General features: G+C 73.8%; 16 protein-coding genes, 1 tRNA gene and 4 pseudogenes. 10 read left to right on the top strand and 11 right to left on the bottom strand.

Features of this window, described 5'->3' with window-relative positions; all coding sequences use genetic code 11:
- Positions 1-22: 22 nt before the first annotated feature.
- From JKP75_RS01440 to JKP75_RS20025, 5 genes and pseudogenes are all read right to left on the bottom strand, one after another.
- Positions 23-490: a cupredoxin domain-containing protein gene (locus tag JKP75_RS01440; RefSeq protein WP_200489471.1), complete on the bottom strand. Its 468-nt coding sequence runs from the start codon at positions 488-490 to the stop codon at positions 23-25.
- Positions 487-1,254 carry a CoA pyrophosphatase gene (locus JKP75_RS01435; RefSeq protein ID WP_309229412.1) on the bottom strand — a complete coding sequence of 256 codons (768 nt, stop codon included), beginning with the start codon at positions 1,252-1,254 and terminating at the stop codon, positions 487-489. The genes JKP75_RS01440 and JKP75_RS01435 overlap by 4 nt, the downstream gene beginning before the upstream one ends.
- A complete protein-coding gene (locus JKP75_RS01430) occupies positions 1,251-1,820 on the bottom strand; it encodes a TlpA disulfide reductase family protein (RefSeq protein ID WP_200489472.1) in 570 nt (189 codons plus the stop codon). The genes JKP75_RS01435 and JKP75_RS01430 overlap by 4 nt, the downstream gene beginning before the upstream one ends.
- A complete protein-coding gene (gene nth / locus JKP75_RS20030) occupies positions 1,820-2,221 on the bottom strand; it encodes a hypothetical protein (RefSeq protein ID WP_309229411.1) in 402 nt (133 codons plus the stop codon). Before nth ends, JKP75_RS01430 begins: the two co-directional genes overlap by 1 nt.
- Before the next feature lie 89 nt (positions 2,222-2,310).
- A pseudogene (locus JKP75_RS20025) lies at positions 2,311-2,376 on the bottom strand (hypothetical protein); the annotation flags it as partial.
- Between the two features lie 419 nt (positions 2,377-2,795).
- On the opposite strand from JKP75_RS20025, the gene JKP75_RS01420 reads away from it, so the two are divergent.
- The gene (locus tag JKP75_RS01420; protein WP_200492703.1) at positions 2,796-2,978 is read left to right on the top strand and encodes a hypothetical protein; all 183 of its coding nucleotides are present in this window, start codon (positions 2,796-2,798) and stop codon (positions 2,976-2,978) included.
- Between the two features lie 150 nt (positions 2,979-3,128).
- Positions 3,129-3,804: pseudogene (locus JKP75_RS01415) on the top strand (Crp/Fnr family transcriptional regulator).
- Between the two features lie 63 nt (positions 3,805-3,867).
- Here the strand turns inward: JKP75_RS01415 and JKP75_RS01410 are convergent.
- The 3 genes from JKP75_RS01410 to JKP75_RS01400 are packed head-to-tail and all read right to left on the bottom strand — an operon-like array spanning position 3,868 to position 5,293.
- Entirely contained in the window at positions 3,868-4,659 is a 792-nt protein-coding gene (locus tag JKP75_RS01410; RefSeq protein ID WP_200489475.1) for an NUDIX domain-containing protein, read from the bottom strand.
- Positions 4,656-5,126, bottom strand: coding sequence for a RidA family protein (locus JKP75_RS01405; protein ID WP_200489476.1), 471 nt, complete (start codon positions 5,124-5,126; stop codon positions 4,656-4,658). Before JKP75_RS01405 ends, JKP75_RS01410 begins: the two co-directional genes overlap by 4 nt.
- Entirely contained in the window at positions 5,123-5,293 is a 171-nt protein-coding gene (locus JKP75_RS01400; RefSeq protein ID WP_091767663.1) for a hypothetical protein, read from the bottom strand. Before JKP75_RS01400 ends, JKP75_RS01405 begins: the two co-directional genes overlap by 4 nt.
- A 92-nt stretch (positions 5,294-5,385) precedes the next feature.
- Here JKP75_RS01400 and JKP75_RS01395 point away from each other — a divergent pair, with 92 nt between their 5' ends.
- The 4 genes and pseudogenes from JKP75_RS01395 to JKP75_RS20015 all read left to right on the top strand — a co-directional run bounded on the left by JKP75_RS01395 (position 5,386) and on the right by JKP75_RS20015 (position 10,028).
- Positions 5,386-6,381 carry an ArsA-related P-loop ATPase gene (locus JKP75_RS01395; RefSeq protein ID WP_309229410.1) on the top strand — a complete coding sequence of 332 codons (996 nt, stop codon included), beginning with the start codon at positions 5,386-5,388 and terminating at the stop codon, positions 6,379-6,381.
- Positions 6,378-7,574, top strand: a complete 1,197-nt coding sequence (locus JKP75_RS01390; protein WP_200492702.1) for an ArsA family ATPase — start codon at positions 6,378-6,380, stop codon at positions 7,572-7,574. The genes JKP75_RS01395 and JKP75_RS01390 overlap by 4 nt, the downstream gene beginning before the upstream one ends.
- A gap of 41 nt (positions 7,575-7,615) precedes the next feature.
- Positions 7,616-8,323: pseudogene (locus JKP75_RS20020) on the top strand (transglycosylase domain-containing protein); the annotation flags it as partial.
- 409 nt (positions 8,324-8,732) lie between these two features.
- On the top strand, positions 8,733-10,028 hold the full coding sequence (locus JKP75_RS20015; RefSeq protein WP_309229409.1) for a penicillin-binding transpeptidase domain-containing protein: 1,296 nt from the start codon (positions 8,733-8,735) through the stop codon (positions 10,026-10,028).
- A gap of 6 nt (positions 10,029-10,034) precedes the next feature.
- Here JKP75_RS20015 and JKP75_RS01380 read toward each other — a convergent pair whose 3' ends face one another.
- Complete coding sequence (locus tag JKP75_RS01380; RefSeq protein WP_200489478.1) at positions 10,035-10,487, bottom strand: GatB/YqeY domain-containing protein; 453 nt, start codon at positions 10,485-10,487, stop codon at positions 10,035-10,037.
- Positions 10,488-10,539: 52 nt separating this feature from the next.
- Here JKP75_RS01380 and JKP75_RS01375 point away from each other — a divergent pair, with 52 nt between their 5' ends.
- From JKP75_RS01375 to JKP75_RS01365, 3 genes are all read left to right on the top strand, one after another.
- Entirely contained in the window at positions 10,540-11,493 is a 954-nt protein-coding gene (locus JKP75_RS01375) for a metallophosphoesterase (RefSeq protein ID WP_309229408.1), read from the top strand.
- A gap of 17 nt (positions 11,494-11,510) precedes the next feature.
- A tRNA-Pro gene (locus JKP75_RS01370) sits at positions 11,511-11,587 on the top strand.
- Positions 11,588-11,648: 61 nt separating this feature from the next.
- Entirely contained in the window at positions 11,649-13,457 is a 1,809-nt protein-coding gene (locus JKP75_RS01365) for a prolyl oligopeptidase family serine peptidase (RefSeq protein WP_200489479.1), read from the top strand.
- Between the two features lie 56 nt (positions 13,458-13,513).
- On the opposite strand, the gene JKP75_RS01360 is transcribed toward JKP75_RS01365, so the two are convergent.
- Both JKP75_RS01360 and JKP75_RS23585 read right to left on the bottom strand, forming a co-directional pair.
- Positions 13,514-14,551: an aspartate-semialdehyde dehydrogenase gene (locus JKP75_RS01360; protein WP_200492700.1), complete on the bottom strand. Its 1,038-nt coding sequence runs from the start codon at positions 14,549-14,551 to the stop codon at positions 13,514-13,516.
- A pseudogene (locus JKP75_RS23585) lies at positions 14,548-15,814 on the bottom strand (aspartate kinase). Before JKP75_RS23585 ends, JKP75_RS01360 begins: the two are co-directional and overlap by 4 nt.
- Before the next feature lie 74 nt (positions 15,815-15,888).
- On the opposite strand from JKP75_RS23585, the gene JKP75_RS01350 reads away from it, so the two are divergent.
- Positions 15,889-17,490 (top strand): phospholipase D-like domain-containing protein, encoded by a 1,602-nt coding sequence (locus tag JKP75_RS01350; protein ID WP_200489481.1) that lies wholly within the window; start codon positions 15,889-15,891, stop codon positions 17,488-17,490.
- Positions 17,491-17,631 lie beyond the last annotated feature (141 nt).

Below are 17,631 nucleotides of genomic sequence, written 5' to 3'. Positions count from 1 at the left end.
ACCACGTCCACCAGCGACACGGTCAGCCCCCCTGGCTCACCGTCATGGTGCCCACCTGGCCGAGCTGGGTGTGGAACGTGCAGGTGAACGGGTGGTCGCCGGGCACGGCGACCTCGAAGTCGATGGTCAGCTCCTGGCCGGGGGCCAGGAAGTCGATGCCGGCGCCGATCGGTTCGGGCCCCTCGCCCTCGTCGAACTTCAGGTTGTGGGTCATCTCGTCGGCGGCGTTGACCACCGTCAGCCGCACCTTCCCCGGCGCGACGGTGAAGGTGTCCGGGGTGAAGACGTAGTCGTCCTGGGTCCGGATCGTGACCTCCTGGACGCCGTCCTCGGCGATGGTCACCACCCCGAGAACCTCGGTCGAGGCCGACGTCCCGTCGCCCCCGCCGCCGTCCCCGCCGTCGTCGCCCCCGCAGCCGGTGAGCGCCCCGACCGCGAGCACCGCCCCGGCGCACAGCGCCGCCGTCCGCCGCCTCGCGCCCGCCCTCATCGGGGAGGGACCGTACGCGTCGGCGGGCCGTCGGGCGCGGGATCGGCCACCGTCGGCGCGGCGGCGTCGCCGGCCGGGTCGTCGTCCCCGGAGCCGGGCAGCGTGTACCGCTTCGGCCGGGCCGCGCCCATCGTGCGGACGTCGCGCTGGTCCCACGGCCGGGTCAGGCCGGCGGCCTCCAGGATCGTGTCGACCAGCCCGGCGGTGAAGCCCCACACCTCCATGTCGGCGACGGCGAAGGCCGGGCCGATGTAGCCCGACGGGTGGCGCAGCCGGTAGCGGTTGGCCGGGTCGACCAGCTCGGCCAGCGGCACCCGGGCCACGCGGGCCACCTCGTGCGGATCGCCGACGGTGACGTCCCGCGGGTCGTCCCACCAGCCGACGACCGGCACCACGAGCCGGTTCGACGGCGGCAGGTAGAGCTCCTGCAGCGTGGCCAGCACGCGCACGCTCTCGGGGTGGATGCCGGCCTCCTCGTGCGCCTCGCGCAGCGCGGTGCCGATCGGGAAGTCGTCACCGGCCTCGGCCCCGCCACCGGGGAAGGCGGGCTGGCCGGCGTGGCTGCGCAGGTGCGCGGACTTCTCGATGAACAGCAGGTCCGGGCCGGCCGGGCCCTCGCCGAACAGGATCAGCACGGCCGCGCGCCGGGCGGTGGCCGAGGGCTCCGGCATCCGGCGGGCCAGGGGCAGGTCGTCGGCGGCGTCCAGCAGCCGCCGCAGGTACTCGGGCACCCCGTCGGTGCGGACGTGGTCCGCTGCGCTCACAGCTGCACCCCGAGGTGCTCGGCGACGAGGGTGCGCAGCTCCTCGACCGAGGTCACCTGACCGACCTCGGTGTGCACCAGCGCGCCGTCGGCGTCGAGGAAATAGGTGAACGGCAGCGCGTTGATGCCGAGCTCGTCCATGAGCTCACCGTCCCCGTCGAAGGCACCCGGAAACGTGATCCCCAGATCAGCGGCGAGCGAGTCGGCCTGCGGCGCACCGTCCTTGCTGATGACGCCGAGCACGCGGACCCGGTCGCCGGCCGCCGTCGCGAACTCCTGGATCAGCGGCAGCTCGGTGCGGCAGGGCGCGCACCAGCTGCCCCACAGGTTGACCAGCGTCGGGACGCCCGGTGCCCGTCCGAGGTCGAGCGAGCCCCCGCCCAGGCAGTCGAAGACCAGCGGGGGCAGGGTCGCCGCGCCCGCGGCCGGCTGGTCCGGCTGCTCGGGGCATGGTTCCAGGGCGGTGGCGTCGGCGAGGGTGCGCGAGGGGGCGGCGTCGTCGGCGTCGTCACCGGTGCAGGCGGTGAGGGCGAGCAGCGCGGCGAGCCCCAGGAACCGGACGCGCATCACTCGGTGTCCGAGGCCGCGGGGGTCTTGACCAGCTTCCCGGCGACCTCGGGGTCGACCGGGCCGATGCCGTAGGAGGGGCACCACTGCGCCAGCCCGCATGCCCCGCACGCGGCCTTCTTGGCGTGGCACACGCGCCGGCCGTGGAAGATCACGCGGTGGGAGAAGTCGGTCCACTCCTTCTTCGGGATCAGCTCGGCGATCTGCGCCTCGACCTTGACCGGGTCTTCCTCCTCGGTCCAGCCGAAGCGGCGCACCAGCCGGCCGAAGTGCGTGTCGACGGTGAGCCCGGGGATGCCGAACGCGTTGCCGAGGACGACGTTGGCCGTCTTGCGCCCGACGCCGGGCAGCGTGACGAGGTCGGCCATCCGGCCGGGCACCTCGCCGTCGAACCGCTCCACCAGCGCCTGCGCCAGCCCGAGGGCCGAGTTCGAATCTTCGCGCGGAAGAAGCCGGTGGGCTTGAGGATCTCCTCGAGCTCGGCGCGGTCGGCACCGGCGAGGGCGTGCGCGTCCGGGAAGCGGGCGAACAGCCGCGGGGTGACCTTGTTGACCATCTTGTCCGTCGTCTGCGCGGACAGCACGGTGGCCACGAGCAGCTCGAAGGCGTTCGTGAAGTCCAGCTCGCAGTGCGCGTCGGGGTGGATGACGGCCAGCTCGCGCGCCATGCGCCGGGCCCGGCGGGTGCGACCGAGCGGGGTCTCGCCCGGATCGAAGGGGGAGGCCCCCGTGCGGGCGGCCTTCGTGGGCCGGCGGGGCTTGACCGGGCGCGCGTAGGCCGGCGACGGAGCGGGGGCGGACACGCGACCGAGCGTAGGCGGCCCGGCTGACAGGGAGCGGTCGTGCCAGAATCGAGAACGGCCGATCCCGCGTCCCGCGGGCCGGCGACGCGTCGCACGAGGTCGGGAGGAGGTCGCCGTGGTCGCGCTGAGCGTCCATCCTCTTCCCGCCCCTGCTGATCGCCTTCCTGCTCGTCATGGAGCGCGTCGAGGAGCCGTTGCGCCGTCCCGCCTCGCCGCGCGAGGTCGGCGAGTTCCTCGACACCGCCACCGCCGACGAGGTCGACACGCTGGCCTCCTCGGGCATCCGCCGGGCGCTGTTCCGCTGGCGACGCCGCCGCAAAGGCGGCGCGAGCACCACGAACCCCCCGCTGGTCTGACCCCCGGCCGGGGCGCCTGTGAGCCGGCGCACTCGCTCGCAGGGGGGACACCGGGTGCCACCGAACGGGTGACCCGGGGCACAGGCCCCTAGACTCGCTGCGGACACGGGAGCAATGCGCCCGTCGAGCAGCAGTGGGAAAGGACGTGCAGTGGACGAGGTGCTGGCCCAGTCGGGGCTCTTCCAGGGGCTGTCGGAAGACGCGGTGGACCCCGTCCTCAGCCGGCTCGAGATCGTCACGCTCCCCCGCGGCCGCGTCGTCTTCAACGAGGGCGAGCCCCGGCGACAGCCTCTACATCGTGATGACGGGCAAGATCAAGCTCTCCCGCCGCGCCCCCGACGGCCGCGAGAACGTGCTGGCCGTAATGGGCCCCTCCGACCAGTTCGGCGAGCTGTCGGTCTTCGACCCCGGCCCGCGGACGGCGACGGCGACCGCGGTCACCGACGTCCGCCTGGCCCGCATGCCGCAGTCGGTGCTGCGCCCGTGGATCGAGGCGCACCCGGAGATCGGCGAGCAGCTGCTCCGCGTGCTGGCCCGCCGCCTGCGCCGCACCAACGACTCCGTCGCCGACCTGATCTTCACCGACGTCCCCGGCCGCGTGGCCAAGGCGCTGCTGCAGATGGCCGACCGCTTCGGCAACCGCGAGAGCGACGGCCTGCGCGTCAAGCACGACCTCACCCAGGAGGAGCTGGCCCAGCTCGTCGGCGCCTCCCGCGAGACGGTCAACAAGGCGCTGGCCGACTTCGTGCACCGCGGCTGGATCCAGCTGCAGGGCAAGTCGGTCGTCGTCCTCGACGAGGAGCGCCTGCGCCGCCGCGCGAGGTGACCTGAGCGTTGAACGCCAGAGGCCCGGAACCGTCACGGTTCCGGGCCTCTGTCGTTCGATGCCCTACTTCTTCGTCATAGCCACCAGGGGGACCTTCTCCCCGTTGGGCAGGACTGCGAAGCGGCCCTCGTCGGTCTGCTCGAACTCGGGCAGGATCGGCTCGATCGGGTCCGGCGGGGAGCCGGCGAGCGCGGCGGAGACGTCGGCGAACCGGCCCAGCTGGGACAGCGTGTGCGACGTCGGCGGCAGCATCGGCCGGGTCCCGGCGTGGTGCTCGGCCAGCGCGGCGGCCGGCGAGAGCCAGGCGGCCTCGTCGGCCTCCCCGGAGACGTCGCGCGCCTCCTGCCCGGCCGGCAGCGCCGCCACGAAGAACTTGGTGTCGTAGCGGCGGGACTCCATCGGCGGGGTGATCCAGTGCGCGAAGGGGCGTAGCAGGTCCGAGCGCAGCACCAGGCCGCGGCCGGCGAGCAGCTCGGTGAGCGACAGGTCGCGGCGCAGCAGCGCCTGGCGCTGCTGCTCCCAGTCGTCGCCGGAGACGTCCGGCACGACCGCACCCTCGGCGGGCCCGGCCAGCAGGACGCCGGCCTCCTCGAAGGTCTCCCGCACCGCGGCGCAGACCAGCTCGCGGGCCAGCCGCTCGTCGCAGCCGAAAGCGGCCGCCCACTCGGCGGGCGTCGGGCCGGCCCAGCCGATCTCGGTGTCGGCGTCGCGCTCGTCGACGCCGCCACCTGGGTAGGCGGTCATCCCGCCGGCGAACGGCATGCCCTTGGTGCGCCGCAGCAGGTACACCTCGAGGCCGGGATCGCCGTCGCGGACGACGAGGACGGTGGCCGCGTGCCGGATGTCGGCGCTCATCGCAGCTCGACCGTCAGCTCGACCTCGACCGGGGAGCCCAGCGGCAGCTCGGCGACGCCGACGGCGCTGCGGGCGTGCCGGCCGGCGTCCCCGAAGATCTTCGCGAGGAACTCGCTGGCGCCGTTGATCACCCGCGGCTGGCCGGTGAAGCCCTCCGCGCTGGCCACGTAGCCGACCACCCGCACCACGCGGGCCACCTCGTCCAGGCCCACCAGGTCGTCGACGGCGGCGAGGGCGTTGAGCGCGCACACCTTGGCGTCGGCGGCCGCGGCCTCCACGTCGACCGAGCCGCCGACCTTGCCGGTGCGGCGCAGCCCGCCGTCGACGAACGGCAGCTGGCCGGAGGTGAACACCAGCGACCCGGTGCGCACGGCCGGCACGTACGCGGCGACCGGCGCGGCCACGGGCGGCAGCCGGATGCCCAGTTCGGCGAGCCGGGCGTGCCAGCCGCCCGCGGGCGCCGTCACGCCGGGCGCTTGAGGTACGCGACGAGCTGGTCGGACCCGCTCGGGCCGGGGAGCACGGTGACCAGCTCCCAGCCGTCCACGCCCCAGGAGTCGAGGATCGCCTTGGTGTTGTGGATGAGCAGCGGGATGGTGGCGTACTCCCAGCGCTGGCGTGCCGATTCCGTCATGCGCGCGACGCTAGCGCAGCGGGCGGCGCCCGCCGAGCATGCGTCCCCGGCTGCGCCGGGCCGGGCGACCGACCTGCTCCTACGCTGGAGCGGTGAGCCCCGACCCCTCGTCCGCGCGCCTGCACGTCGTCACCGGCAAGGGCGGGACGGGGAAGACCACCGTCGCGGCGGCGCTGGCGCTCGCACTCGCGGCCGACGGGCGCTCGGTGCTCCTCGTCGAGACCGAGGGCCGCCAGGGCATCGCCCAGCTGTTCGACACCGCGCCGCTGCCCTACGAGGAGCGCCGCGTGGCCGTGGCCCGCGGCGGCGGCGAGGTGCGCGCGCTGGCCATCGACGTCGAGGAGGCGCTGCTGGACTACCTCGACATGTTCTACAACCTGCGCCGCGCCGGCCGGGCGCTGCGCAAGATGGGCGCGATCGACTTCGCCACGGCCATCGCCCCGGGCCTGCGCGACGTGCTCATCACCGGGAAGATCAAGGAGGCGGTCAGCCGCCGCAAGGACGGCCACCCGGTCTACGACGCCGTCGTCGTCGACGCGCCGCCCACCGGCCGGATCACGCGCTTCCTCGGCGTCACCGGCGAGATGTCGCAGCTGGCCCGCTCCGGCCCCATCAAGACCCAGAGCGACGGCGTGATGGCGGTGCTGAAGTCGCCGCAGACCGCCGTCCACCTGGTCACGATCCTCGAGGACATGCCCGTGCAGGAGACCGCCGACGCGATCGCCGAGCTGCGCGAGGCCGGGCTGCCGATCGGCTCGGTGATCGTCAACCTGGCCACCGAGCCCGTGCTCCCGCCCGCTGACCTCGCCCGCGCCGCGGACGACGGGCTCACCGGCGCCGACCTCGCCCCCGCGCTGGCCGCCGCGCACCTGCCCGGCGACGGCGCGGTCGCCGAGGCGCTGGCCACCCAAACCGTCGAGCACGCCCGCCGCTGGGCCGCTCAGGACGCGCTGCGCGACGACGTCGAGGCGCTCGGCCAGCCCACGGTCGAGCTGCCGCTGCTCACCGGCCCGGTGGACCTCGGCTCGCTGTTCGAGCTCGCCGGACGGCTCGAGGAGCACCTGCTCGCCGAGGACGTCGCCGCGTGACCGCCGCCCGGCCCCGCCCGCAGGCACCCGCGCTCGACCTCGGCGCGCTGATCGCCGACCCGGCGACCCGGATCGTCGTCTGCTGCGGCGCCGGCGGCGTCGGCAAGACGACGACGTCGGCCGCGCTCGCCCTGGCCGCCGCCGAGGCCGGCCGCAGCGTCGTCGTCCTCACCATCGACCCGGCCCGCCGGCTGGCGCAGTCGCTGGGCCTGACCGAGCTCGACAACGAGCCGCGGCGGGTCGACGTCCCGGGGGCCCCGGGCGAGCTGCACGCGATGATGCTGGACATGAAGCGGACGTTCGACGACGTCGTCGCCGCGCACTCGACGCCCGAGCGGGCCCAGCAGGTCCTGGACAACCCCTTCTACCAGACCCTGAGCTCGTCGTTCTCCGGGACGCAGGAGTACATGGCGATGGAGAAGCTGGGGCAGCTGCGGGCCAGCGACCAGTGGGACCTCATCGTCGTCGACACCCCGCCGTCGCGGTCGGCGCTGGACTTCCTCGACGCCCCGAACCGGATGAGCCGCTTCCTCGACGGCACGATGATCCGGCTGCTCATGGCGCCCAGCCGGGCCGGTTTCAAGTTCGCCAGCGCCGGCTTCCTGCTGTTCAGCCGGATCGTGTCGAAGATCCTCGGCGGCCAGCTGCTGCGCGACATCTCCGCGTTCGTCGCCGCGCTGGACACCATGTTCGGCGGCTTCCGCGAGCGGGCCACCGCCACCTACGAGCTGCTCCGCAAGCCGGGGACGTCGTTCGTCGTCGTCGCCTCCCCGGAGCCGGACGCGCTGCGCGAGGCCTCCTACTTCGTCGACCGGCTCTCCGCCGACGAGATGCCGCTGGCCGGGCTGGTCGTGAACCGCACCCACCCGCCGGCCACCGCCGCGCTGTCGGCCACCCGCGCCGAGGCCGCGGCCGAGGAGGTGCTGGAGGCCGGTGGGCCCGACGCGCCGCTGGCCGCGGCGGCACTGCGGGTGCACGCCGAGCGGATGACGCTGGCCGCGCGCGAGCAGCACCTGGCCGACCGGTTCACCAGCGCCCACCCGGAGGTCGCCGTCCGCACCGTGCCGGCCGCTGCCGGCGACGTCCACGACCTGGACGGGCTGCGCACCATGGCCGACGCGCTGACCGGCGCCGACGGGGACACGCCGACCGGCACGCCGCGCACGCGCATCCTCCCCGCGCGCCGAGGCTGAGCCGGGGTTCCTGTCGGCCCCGCGCCGTACATTGGGCGGCGATGTCGGACAACGCCCGCCTCCGCACCCGCCTGCTCGCCAAGCTCGCCCTGACGATCGTCGTCGCCGGGGTGCTCGTGGCCGGTCTCCTGCTGCCGTGGGTCGGGGGCGGCGGGCTGGTCGCCCGCAACTCGGCGAACCTGCTCGACGCGCTGCCGGTGGAGCTGACCGACGCGACGCCGGCCGGGATGACGAAGGTGCTCGCCGCCGACGGGCAGCTGATCACCAACCTGTACGACAAGAACCGGACGCCCGTTGCCTCGGACGAGATCGCCGACGTGATGAAGCAGGCGCTGGTCGACATCGAGGACTCGCGCTTCTACGACCACAACGGGCTCGACGTGCAGGGCACGATGCGCGCGCTGGTGAAGAACCTGGTCGCGGGCTCGGTGCAGGAGGGCGGCTCGACCCTCACCCAGCAGCTGGTCAAGCAGACGCTGCTGCAGACGGCGGACACCGCCGAGGCCCGCACCGCGGCCACCGAGCAGACGCCGGCGCGCAAGCTGCGCGAGGCGCGGCTGGCGCTCGCGCTCGAGGAGACCTACGACAAGGACGAGATCCTCACCCGGTACCTGAACATCGTGTACTTCGGGAAGGGCGCCTACGGCATCCAGGCCGCGGCCCAGCGCTACTTCAGCGTCGACGCGCGCGACCTGACGCTCCCGCAGGCGGCGATGCTCGCCGGGCTGGTGCAGAGCCCGTTCCTCGACGACCCGATCGACAACCCGGAGAACGCGCAGACGCGGCGCAACCAGGTGCTGAAGCGGATGTTCGACCTCGGGCACATCACCGAGCAGCAGTACACCGAGATCGCGGCCACCCCCGTCGAGGTCGCGCCCGGCATCCCCCCGGCCAACGGTTGCATCGACGCCACCATCGGCGGCTTCTTCTGCGCCTACGCCGTCAACTACCTCACCGGGGAGCTCGGCCTCACCGAGAGCCAGTTGAAGACCGACGGGCTGACCATCCAGACCACGCTGCGCCCGGACATGCAGGTGCTGGGGGACCAGGCGGTGCTCAACACGCTGCCCATGGGCGACCCCCTCGCCGGCATGTACACCGCACTGGAGCCGGGCACCGGCAAGCTGCTGGCGATGAGCGTCAACCGGCGCTTCGGCTGTGACGGCCAGGAGTGCGAGTCCGGTCATCCTGAACGCCCGCGCCAGCCAGGGCGCGGGTTCGACGTACAAGGTCTTCACCGCCGCCGCAGCGCTCGCCGAGGGCATCCCGGCGACCACGACGATCTCCACCCCGGGCGACCGCTACACCTCCCGGATCTTCCGCGGCCCCAGCTGCGGCGCCGACCGCAACGGCACCAACGCGCGCGGCATGTACTGCGTGCAGAACGTGGGCAACTACCCGGACACGCTCGACATGCGCGGCGCCCTGGTGCGCTCGTCCAACACCTACTTCCTGGCCCTGCTCGACCAGCTGGGCAGCGTCGAGCAGCCGGTGCGGATGGCCCAGGCGATGGGGCTGCGGTCCCTCGACCCGGTGGCCGACCAGATCATCGCCGAGCGCCGCGGCTCGTTCACCCTCGGGTCGGAGGCCACCAGCCCGCTGGACCTCGCCAGCGCCTACGGCACCATGGCGGCCAACGGCACGGCCTGCCCGCCCACGCCGATCGATGGCGTGCTGGACCGCTTCGGTGAGCCGCTCGAGAAGGACGACGGCACGCCGGTGTGGGCCGGCAACGCCTGCACCCCGGAGGCGATCCCGCCGGGCGTGGCCACCACGCTGAACGACATCCTCAAGGGTGACGTCATGAGCCCGGAGGGCACCGGCACCCGGGCCGCCGTCCCGGGCGTCGACATCGCCGGCAAGACCGGCACCTCGCAGAACAACTTCTCGGTGGCGTTCGTCGGCTACACCCCGCAGTACGCGGCCAGCGTGATGGTGCTCAACCCCAAGGAGAACCAGGACGTCGGCGGCTTCGGCGGCAACAAGCCGGCCACCATCTGGCACGACGCCATGGCGCCGATCCTGAGCGCCCAGCCGAACGTGCCGTTCGCCCCGCCGGACCCGCAGGTGCTCAACGGCCGCAGCGTTCCGGTGCCGAGCTGCTCCTCCCCCGCCGAGTGCGAGCAGGCCCTCACCGCCGCCGGCCTGCAGGTCACCAGCCGCACGGTGGAGAGCGACTCCCCCCGCGGCACCTTCCTGGGCACCAGCCCGGCGGTCGGTCAGCAGGCCTACGTGCGGGAGCCGGTGGCGATCCTGGTCAGCGCCGGGCCGCGGCCGGTCGAGACGCCGTCGCCGACGCAGCAGCCCGACCCCACCCAGCAACCGCAGCAGCAGCCCCAGCCCCAGCCACCCGCTCCGGGTGGGCCGCAGGGCCCGGGCGGAGGGCCCCGCACCCAGCCGGGCGAGCCGGCGCCCGAGCCGCCGCCGGCACCCGAGCCCCCGCCGGCGCCCTGAGCCGGCTCAGCCGAGCTGGCGGCGCACCTCGGCGGCCACGCGCCCGCCGTCGGCCCGACCCGCGACGACGCCGTTCGCCGCGCCCATGACCTTGCCCATGTCCTTCATGCCGGAGGCCCCGGTGCGGGTGATCACGTCGGCGACGATCGCGGCCAGGTCGGCGTCCTCCAGCTGGGCCGGCAGGTAGCCGGCGAGCACCTCACCCTCGGCCCGCTCGCGCTCGGCCTGCTCGGCCCGGCCGGCCCCGGCGAACGCCTCCGCGGCCTCCTTGCGCTTCTTCGCCTCGCGGCGCAGCACCGCCTGCACCTCGTCGTCGTCGAGCTCGCGGGCCTCCTTGCCGGAGACCTCCTCCGCGCTCACGGCGGTCAGCACCATGCGCAGCGTCGCGGTGCGCAGCTCGTCGCGGGCCTTCATGGCGGTGGTCAGGTCGTCGCGCAGCTGCTTCTTCAGGTCACTCACGTTCCCAGCCTGGCACGGCGGCCCGCGGGCCCGCGCCCGTAGGCTCCCCGGTGTGCGCTGGTACACCGTCCCCGCAGCCCTCGCCGCCACCGGCGCCGGCACGATCGCCTACGCGAGCCTCTACGAGCGCACCCGCTGGACGCTGCGCCGCTTCGAGGTGCCGGTGCTCGCGCCGGGCTCCGCGCCGCTGACCGTCCTGCACCTGTCCGACCTGCACATGACCGCGACCCAGCGGTCCAAGCAGGAGTGGGTCGCAGCTCTGGCCGCCCTCGAGCCGGACCTGGTCATCAACACCGGCGACAACCTGGCCGGCTTCGACGCCGTCCCGGGCACGCTGCGGGCGCTGGACCCCCTCATGGACCGGCCGGGCGCCTTCGTCCTGGCCAGCAACGACTACTACGCGCCCCGGCCGAAGAACCCGTTCAAGTACTTCTTCCCCAGCCACAAGCGGGTGCACGGCGACGAGCTGCCCTGGCGGGACCTGCGCGACGGCATGCGCGACCGCGGCTGGCTGGACCTCACCAACGGCGCCGGCGAGCTCGTCGTCGGCGACCGGCGGATCGCGCTCGCCGGTGTCGACGACTCGCACCTCAAGCGCGACCGGTACGACGTCGTCGCCGGGCCCGCCGACCGCTCCGCCGATCTGCGCCTGGGCCTGGCGCACTCCCCCGAGCCGCGGGTGCTCGACCGGTTCGCCTCCGACGGCTACGACCTGATGCTGTGCGGGCACACCCACGGCGGCCAGCTCCGGGTGCCCTTCTACGGCGCGCTGGTCACCAACTGCGGCATCGACCGCGACCGGGTGCGCTGGCTGCACCGCTGGGCGGAGCCGGACGCCGAGCGCCCGAACGGCACGTGGCTGCACGTCTCGGCAGGTCTCGGGACCAGCCCCTACGCCCCGGTCCGCTTCGCCTGCCCGCCCGAGGCCACGCTGCTCACCCTCGTCGCGCGGGAGGCCGCAGCCGCCGCCGCCCCCGCCGGTCGGGGCGCGAGCGGGGAGCGCTAGACTCGTCCAGCGCACCTCGGGGTGTGGCGCAGCTTGGTAGCGCGCGTCGTTCGGGACGACGAGGCCGCAGGTTCAAATCCTGTCACCCCGACCAGCACTCAGGGGCCGCCGATGGCGGCCCCTGAGTCGTTTCCGGTCAGGGGCAAGATGGTGCGGTGACGTCCGAGCCGACCGCCCCCGCCCTTCCCCCCGAGGTCACCGCCCGCTGGCAGGCGCGCTTCCGCGCCCCGCGGGTGTCGCTGCCGGACTGGGCGTTCGACGCCCCGCACCGCAACCTCTACGCCTCCGACGTCAGCGGCGTCATCGAGCAGTACGCGTGGGACCGCTCGACCGGCACCCACCGCCAGGTCACCGACCGGCCGAACGGCACGCTCATCGGCACGCTGAGCCCCGACGGCGAGACGATCTGGTGGTTCGCCGACACCGACGGCGACGAGTTCGGCGTCTGGATGACCCAGCCCTTCGCCGGCGGCCCCGACGTCGTCGCCGTCCCCGAGGTCGGGCCGGCCTACCCGGCGGGCCTGGAGCTCGGCGACGACGTGGTGGCCATCGGGCGCTCCACCGACGACGGCAGCGAGCTGTGGCTCTGCCCCCGCGGCGCCGACCCGCGGGTGGTCTACCGGCACCCCGACCCGGCGTCGGTCGACGCCCTCACCCACGACGGCGACCTGCTGGTCATCTCGCACTCCGAGCACGGCGACCCGCGCTACCCGGCGCTGCGCGTGCTGCGGACCGCCGACACCACCGAGGAGGCGCCGGCCGTCGTCGCCGAGAAGTGGGACGGCGAGGGCCTGGGCCTGCACGCCTCGGAGTTCGCGCCGCTGCCCGGGGACACCCGGCTGCTGGTCGGCCACGAGCGCCGCGGCCGCGAGGAGCTGCTGATCTGGGACGTCGCGACCGGCACCGAGACCGAGCTCGACCTGGACCTGCCCGGCGACGTCTCGGCCGGCTGGTACCCCGACGGCAGCGCGCTGCTGGTGGGCCACGACCACGCCGCCCGCACCGAGCTCTACCGCTACGACCTGGCCAGCGGGGCCCTGGAGAAGCTGGACACGCCGACCGGCGTCGTCCGCGGGGCCACCGCGCGCCCGGACGGAACGGTGGAGCTGGCCTGGTCCAACGCCGAGCTGCCGCCGGTGATCCGTCGCGCGGACGGGCCCGTCGTCCTCTCGGTGAGCGAGGAGGAGCCGCCCGCGGCCTACCCGGTCGAGGACCGCTGGGTGCCCGGCCCGGGCGGGGACATCCACGCGCTGCTGGTGCGCCCGGCCGGCGACGGGCCGTACGCGACCGCGTTCCTCGTGCACGGCGGCCCCGAGGCGGCCGACGACGACTCCTACCGCGCCCGCCGTGCGGCCTACGTGGACGCGGGCTACGCCGTCGTCCACGTCAACTACCGGGGCTCCACGGGCTACGGCTCGGCCTGGCGGGACGCGCTCACCGGCCGTCCGGGCCTGACCGAGCTGGAGGACATCGGCGCCGTCTACGACGCCCTGGTCGCCGAGGGGATCGTCGACCCGGCCCGCGCGCTGCTGACCGGCGGCTCGTGGGGCGGCTTCCTCACCCTCCTCGGCCTGGGCACCCAGCCGGAGCGCTGGGCGGCCGGCATCGCCGAGGTGCCGGTGGCGGACTACCTGGCCGCCTACGAGGACGAGATGGAGGGCCTGCGGGCCTACGACCGCGCGCTGTTCGGCGGCTCACCGGACGAGGTGCGCGACGTGTACGTGCGCTCCTCGCCGATCACCTACGTCGACGCCGTCGCCGCCCCGGTGCTGGTGGTCGCGGGCGCCAACGACCCCCGCTGCCCCATCCGGCAGATCGACAACTACCTGGCCCGGCTGGCCGAGCTCGGCAAGGAGCACGAGGTCTACCGCTTCGACGCCGGCCACGGCTCGCTGGTCATCGAGGAGACCATCCGCCAGGTCGAGGTCGCCCTCGCCTTCGCCCTCCAGCACGTCAAGCCGTGAGCAACCGCGACGGGGACGCGCTCAGCGCACCCGGGGCACGGCTCCTGGTCGCGGTGTCACGCGGAGCGTGACGATGCGATGAGCTCGGCGATCTGGATGGTGTTGAGCGCGGCGCCCTTGCGCAGGTTGTCGTTGCTGACGAACAGCGCGAGGCCGCGCTCGCCGTCCTGCCGGATGCGGCCCACGTAGCTCGGGTCGCGGCCGGCGGCGTGCAGCGGGGTCGGGACCTCGGAGAGCTCGACGCCGGGTGCTGCGGCCAGCAGCTCGGTGGCCCGCTCGACACTGATCTCACGCTGAAATTCCACGTTCAGCGACAGCGAGTGGCCGGTGAAGACGGGCACCCGCACGCAGGTGCCCGAGACGCGCAGGTCGGGGATGCCGAGGATCTTGCGGCTCTCGTTGCGGAGCTTCTGCTCCTCGTCGGTCTCGAAGCTGCCGTCGTCGACGACGGAACCCGCCATGGGCAGCACGTTGAAGGCGATCGGCGCGACGTACGTGGCGGGCGCTGGGAACTCGACCGCGGAGCCGTCGTAGGCCAGCTCGTCGGCCTTGTCGACGACGGCGCGGGCCTGCGAGTGCAGCTCCCGGACGCCGGCGATGCCCGAACCCGAGACCGCCTGGTAGGTGCTGGCGATGATGCGGACCAGGCCGGCCTCGTCGTGCAGCGGCTTGAGCACCGGCATCGCGGCCATGGTGGTGCAGTTCGGGTTGGCGATGATCCGGCCGTGCGCCTTGGCGATGTCGCCGGGGTTGACCTCGCTGCAGACCAGCGGGATCTCCGGGTCGCGGCGGAACGCGGAGCTGTTGTCGATGACGGTGACGCCGGCCTCGGCGAACCGGGGGGCCTGCGCGCGCGACGTGGTCGCACCGGCGGAGAACAGCGCGACGTCCAGGCCGGTGGGGTCGGCGGTGGCGGCGTCCTCGACGGTGATCTCGCCGTCGCCCCACGGCAGCGTGCTGCCGGCGGAGCGGGCGGAGGCGAAGAAGCGGATCGAGGCGATCGGCAGGTCGCGCTCGGCCAGGATCGAGCGCATGGCCGCGCCGACCTGGCCGGTCGCGCCGACGATCCCGACGTTGAGCGGGCGCATGGTCATCGTCCGGTCCCTCCGTAGACGACGGCCTCGACGTCCGAGCCGAGGTCGAAGGCGTCGTGCACCGCGCGGACGGCGATGTCGACGTCGGTGTCGCGGCAGACCACGGAGATGCGGATCTCCGAGGTGCTGATGAGCTCGAGGTTCACGCCGGCGTCGGCGAGCGCGCCGAAGAACTTGGCGGAGACGCCCGGGTGCGAGCGCATGCCGGCGCCGACCAGCGACACCTTGCCGATGTGCTGGTCGAAGCTCACGTCGGTGTAACCGACGGTGTGCTTCACCCGTTCCAGGGCGGCCAGCGCGGTGGGGCCGTCGCCCTTGGGCAGCGTGAAGGAGATGTCGGCGAGCTTGTCCGCGGCCGTCGACACGTTCTGCACGATCATGTCGATGTTGACCTCGGCGTCGGCCAGGACGCGGAAGAGCTGGGCGGCCTCGCCCGGCCGGTCCGGCACCCCGTAGACGGTGATCTTGCCCTCGGAGCGGTCGTGCGCGACGCCCGTGATGATCGCCTGTTCCACCGGGAGGTCCTCCATCGAGCCGGACACGATCGTGCCGGGGAGCTGTGAGTAGGAGCTGCGGACGTGCACGGGGATGCCGTAGCGGCGGGCGTACTCGACGCAGCGGAGCATGAGCACCTTCGCCCCGGACGCGGCGAGCTCGAGCATCTCCTCGTAGGTGATGGTGTCGAGCCGCTGGGCGTTCGGGGACGATGCGCGGGTCGGCGGTGAAGACGCCGTCGACGTCGGTGTAGATCTCGCAGACGTCGGCGTTCAGCGCGGCGGCGACTGCGACGGCCGTGGTGTCGGAGCCACCGCGGCCGAGCGTGGTGATGTCCTTGGTGTCCTGGCTGACGCCCTGGAAGCCGGCGACGATGACGATCGAGCCCTCGTCCAGCGCGGAGCGCAGCCGGCCGGGCGTGACGTCGATGATCCGGGCCTTGCCGTGGCTGCCGGTGGTGATGACGCCGGCCTGCGAGCCGGTGAACGAGCGCGCCTCGTAGCCGTGGGTCGAGATGGCGATCGCGAGCAGCGCCATGGAGATGCGCTCGCCCGCGGTCAGCAGCATGTCGAGCTCGCGACCGGGCGGTTCGTCGGTGATCTGCCCGGCGAGGTCGAGCAGCTCGTCGGTGCTGTCCCCCATCGCGGAGACCACGACGACGACGTCGTCGCCGTTCTGCTTGGCGGCGACGATCCGCTCGGCGACACGCTTCATGTGTGCTGCGGAGGCGACGGAGGAGCCGCCGTACTTCTGGACGACGAGGGCCACGGGTCCACAGGCTACCGACGTCGGCGCAGGCGCCGGCGGTTGCGTCCGCCGTTCCCGCAGGGTGGGATCGGCCGGTGGACGACCCGTCGCGCTGGCTGCTGACCTCGGAGGAGCGCGGGAACCCGGGCACCCCCCTCCCCGCGTGGACGTCGGGGAACCTCGTCCGCCCCCTCCTGCACGGCGCCGCGTACTTCGACCGGCTGGTCGAGGTCGTGCAGCAGCTGGGCGAGGGCGACCGGTTGTGGTTCACCGACTGGCGCGGCGATCCCGACCAGCGGCTCCGCGCCGACGGGCCCACCGTCGACGAGCTGTTCAGCGCGGCGTCCCGGCGCGGGGTGGATGTCCGGGGGCTGGTCTGGCGCTCGCACACCGACGCGATGTCCTTCAGCAAGGAGGAGAACCGGGCGCTGGACCGGGAGATCGAGGAGGACGGCGGCAAGATCGTGCTCGACCAGCGGGTGCGGCGGGCGGGCAGCCACCACCAGAAGCTGGTGCTCGTCCGCAGCCCCGGCGATCCGTCCCGCGACGTCGCCTTCGCCGGGGGGATCGACCTGTGCCACAGCCGGCGGGACGACGCCGCGCACGGCGGGGACCCGCAGGCGGTGCGGATGTCGGACGCCTACGGCCGCACCCCTCCCTGGCACGACGTGCAGGCAGAGATCCGCGGCCCGGCCGTCGCGGTGCTGGAGACGGTGTTCCGGGAACGCTGGGACGACCCCACCAATCCCGACAGCGGCAACCCGATCGCCTACCTGGTCGACCGGTTCCGGCGGGCCCGGCTGGACCCCTCACCGCTGCCGCCGGAGCTGCCGCCGCCGGCGGAGTGCGGGCCGCACCTGGCGCAGACGCTGCGCACCTACCCGAAGATCCGACCCGCCTACGACTTCGCGCCCGAGGGCGAACGGTCGGTCGCGCGGGGCTACACGAAGGCGATCAGGAGGGCCCGCCGGCTGATCTACCTGGAGGACCAGTACCTGTGGTCGGCCGAGGTGGCCCAGCTGTTCGCCGACGCTCTCGAGGCCAACCCCGACCTGCACCTGGTGGTGGTGGTCCCCCGGCTGCCGGACCAGGAGGGCTCGTTCAACGCGACGCCCCAGTACGTGGGCCGCCGGCAGGCGATCGACCTCTGCGTGCGGGCCGGCGGCAAGGAGCGGGTGCACGTCTTCGACGTGGAGAACCACGAGGGGACGCCGGTCTACGTGCACGCCAAGGTCTGCGTCGTCGACGACGTGTGGGCCAGCATCGGCAGCGACAACTTCAACCGGCGCTCCTGGACCCATGACAGCGAGCTGTCCACGGCGGTGCTCGACACGACGCGCGATGCGCGGGAACCCCTCGACCCGGGTGGTGCCGGCGACGGTGCGCGGGTGTTCGCCCGGGACCTGCGCCTCGCGCTCGCCCGCGAGCACCTGGACCTCGATCCCGACGGCGCCGAGGACGAGCTGGCGATCGACGTGCAGCGCTTCGTCGACACCCTGGAGGCGCGCGCGGCCGCACTGGCGGAGTGGCACGAGGGTGGCCGGCAGGGCCCTCGCCCGCCCGGCCGCCTGCAACCGCACCGCCCGGAGAAGCTCTCCCGGCTCACCCGGCTGTGGGCCACGCCGGTCTACCGGCTGCTGGTCGATCCCGACGGCCGCCCGCTGCGCCTGCGCCTGCGCCTGCGCAAGGGCTTCTGACCGCGCGGGCACTCCCCCGGCACGCGGTGACCGACATCACGGTGGTCCCCGACCAGCACGGATGCGGACCGGTCCGTCTCACACCTTCTCCGAGCCCGCTCGGTCACCTACCGTCGTCAGCCGAGCACGGTGCGTCTCGTC

Source organism: Blastococcus sp. TML/M2B (assembly GCF_016612865.1).
Taxonomy (GTDB): domain Bacteria; phylum Actinomycetota; class Actinomycetes; order Mycobacteriales; family Geodermatophilaceae; genus Blastococcus.
The sequence above is the reverse complement of the archived record's forward strand: the minus strand, read 5'-3'. Positions and strand labels throughout refer to the sequence as shown.

What these genes read in the sequence shown, in the direction of transcription:
- JKP75_RS01440 (WP_200489471.1), bottom strand. Translation starts at nt 490, where the DNA reads ATGAGGGCGGGCGCGAGGCGGCGGACGGCGGCGCTGTGCGCCGGGGCG.
- JKP75_RS01430 (WP_200489472.1), bottom strand. Translation starts at nt 1,820, where the DNA reads ATGCGCGTCCGGTTCCTGGGGCTCGCCGCGCTGCTCGCCCTCACCGCC.
- JKP75_RS01420 (WP_200492703.1), top strand. Translation starts at nt 2,796, where the DNA reads ATGGAGCGCGTCGAGGAGCCGTTGCGCCGTCCCGCCTCGCCGCGCGAG.
- JKP75_RS01410 (WP_200489475.1), bottom strand. Translation starts at nt 4,659, where the DNA reads ATGAGCGCCGACATCCGGCACGCGGCCACCGTCCTCGTCGTCCGCGAC.
- JKP75_RS01400 (WP_091767663.1), bottom strand. Translation starts at nt 5,293, where the DNA reads ATGACGGAATCGGCACGCCAGCGCTGGGAGTACGCCACCATCCCGCTG.
- JKP75_RS01360 (WP_200492700.1), bottom strand. Translation starts at nt 14,551, where the DNA reads ATGACCATGCGCCCGCTCAACGTCGGGATCGTCGGCGCGACCGGCCAG.